Annotated in this window: 1 protein-coding gene and 1 pseudogene; both read right to left on the bottom strand. The window is 33.6% G+C overall.

Annotation, left to right across the window (positions count from 1 at the left end):
- Positions 1-64: 64 nt before the first annotated feature.
- Complete coding sequence (ccrA, locus tag HMPREF2578_RS10535; protein WP_070508478.1) at positions 65-1,426, bottom strand: cassette chromosome recombinase CcrA; 1,362 nt, start codon at positions 1,424-1,426, stop codon at positions 65-67.
- 212 nt (positions 1,427-1,638) lie between these two features.
- A pseudogene (locus tag HMPREF2578_RS10530) lies at positions 1,639-1,844 on the bottom strand (hypothetical protein); the annotation flags it as partial.

Raw genomic sequence — 1,844 nt, 5'->3', positions numbered from 1 at the left:
CCATCCGTTTGCATTTCAGTTGATACACGTGCATATAATCCAATACGTTTCTTTTTGAGTTGTTTCATACGACTTCATTCCTTTCAGATATTATTAAGTGTGATTGTTCAACGATATTGAGTGGACTATTTTTAAAGTAGATTCCTTGTAATTGTTTAGTTTGAGTTATGTTGATGCAATCGATAAAAGGTGCTATGGTTTCTAATGTCAATTTATCTTTGACTACATGACGGATTGTTTTGGTAATTTGTTTATGTGAATAATTAGAGTAACGTTCTTCACTTTCAGAGCCAGCAGATAAATGTTTAAACGTCTCGATATCAATTTGATTTTGTGCCAGTTTTTCGATGAGTTGTTCTTGTGTTAGATGTGATTGTCTGTGTTTCATTTGTTGGTGTTTTAGAGCTTTTAGTATTGTCTCATTTAATTTGTCATGAAATGACTGATTGTCACAATATGCTTTACAAGTGTTGAGGACCTCTGTTTCAATCATTTGCGCATTGATACCTTTAAATGGACACGTATGATAGGCTTCATTCATATTTTTAGGACAAACGTAGTAACGTAGAGAGTGTTTCTCTTTTTTTATCGTTAAGTTTGTTAATGTTGATTGACAGTAAGGACATTTGATTCGTCGCTTTAACTTATTTCTAGAATTGGATCGATTGTGTTGTTTGTGAATACGACGCTCTTGTGCTTCTTCAAACGTATCAACATCAATAATAGATGGAACGATATCATTAAACGTTCCATATTTATTAATGACACGACCACAATAGTTAGGGTTCAAGAGAATATTTCGAACTTGATAGGGCTTACGAGGAATAAGCTTAGGATGGTTATCTAAATGTTGGGAAATCTTTTTGTAGCCTATACCCTGTAAGTACCAGCGATAGACCGCTTTAACTGTATACGCTTCTTCTTCATGTACAATAAAATGACTTTGTCTATAACGATAGCCAAACGGAGCATGAGTTGTGATTAGCTTACCTTGTTTGGCTTTTTCTCTAATCCCATTTTTTGTTTGTTCGCTGATATTGTTTGATTCCATTTCCGCTAGACTCATAAGTATGTTCAAGCGAAAACAATCAAACTCTTTAGCTAAGTTAAAATAGCCATCGTTAACACTGATAATCGTGATATGATGTGTTTTACAAATTTCAAAGAATTGTATGGCATTTTTCAAATTACGATGGAGCCGATTTAGGCGATAGCAACACAATACTTTACATTTTCCAGAACGAATCGCTTCTACCATTTTTTGATAGCCCGAACGTTTTGTATGTCGACCTGTTTTCTTATCATCATAAAACGTCACATTAGACCATCCATATTGCTTAGCGGTATCCATAATGAGCGATTTTTGAGTAGCTAAGCTTTGTTGTTTGAGTGTACTTTGACGTACATAAGCAATCGCTTCTTCCATGTTATACACCTCCAAAAAGATAATATATATTTGTGAGTAAATTAGAATGAAAGGTCCAACGTGCTTTTAACACGTTGGACCGCAATGATTAATTATCGTTCTGTAACTCTTCAACGATTAAATCAGCTAGTAATTCAATCAATTCATCCATTTTATCTACTCCTGTACAATTGCATCTTTAAGTTATTAAAAAGGTATTGAGAAGTGGTCATTTAAAGATCAGCTAACTCATCATTTTGCTTTTTCCATAACTTAAAATTCTCTTTGTTATCCGTATTAATTTTAGTTTTAACAGGTTCAGCATCTTTAGTTAGACCAAAAATAGACGCATATTCTGGATCTAGCTTTAAATGGTAAAAGACAAGTGACTGTTTTTTGCCATTGTCATCTTTGACTGTTCGTTTTTTCGTAATTCGAT

This window comes from Staphylococcus sp. HMSC072H03, from assembly GCF_001809305.1.
In the GTDB taxonomy this organism is placed as follows: domain Bacteria; phylum Bacillota; class Bacilli; order Staphylococcales; family Staphylococcaceae; genus Staphylococcus; species Staphylococcus hominis.
The sequence above is the reverse complement of the archived record's forward strand: the minus strand, read 5'-3'. Positions and strand labels throughout refer to the sequence as shown.

Bases quoted from the DNA above. Each gene is read 5' to 3' on its own strand.
- ccrA (WP_070508478.1), bottom strand. From the start codon at position 1,426: ATGGAAGAAGCGATTGCTTATGTACGTCAAAGTACACTCAAACAACAA.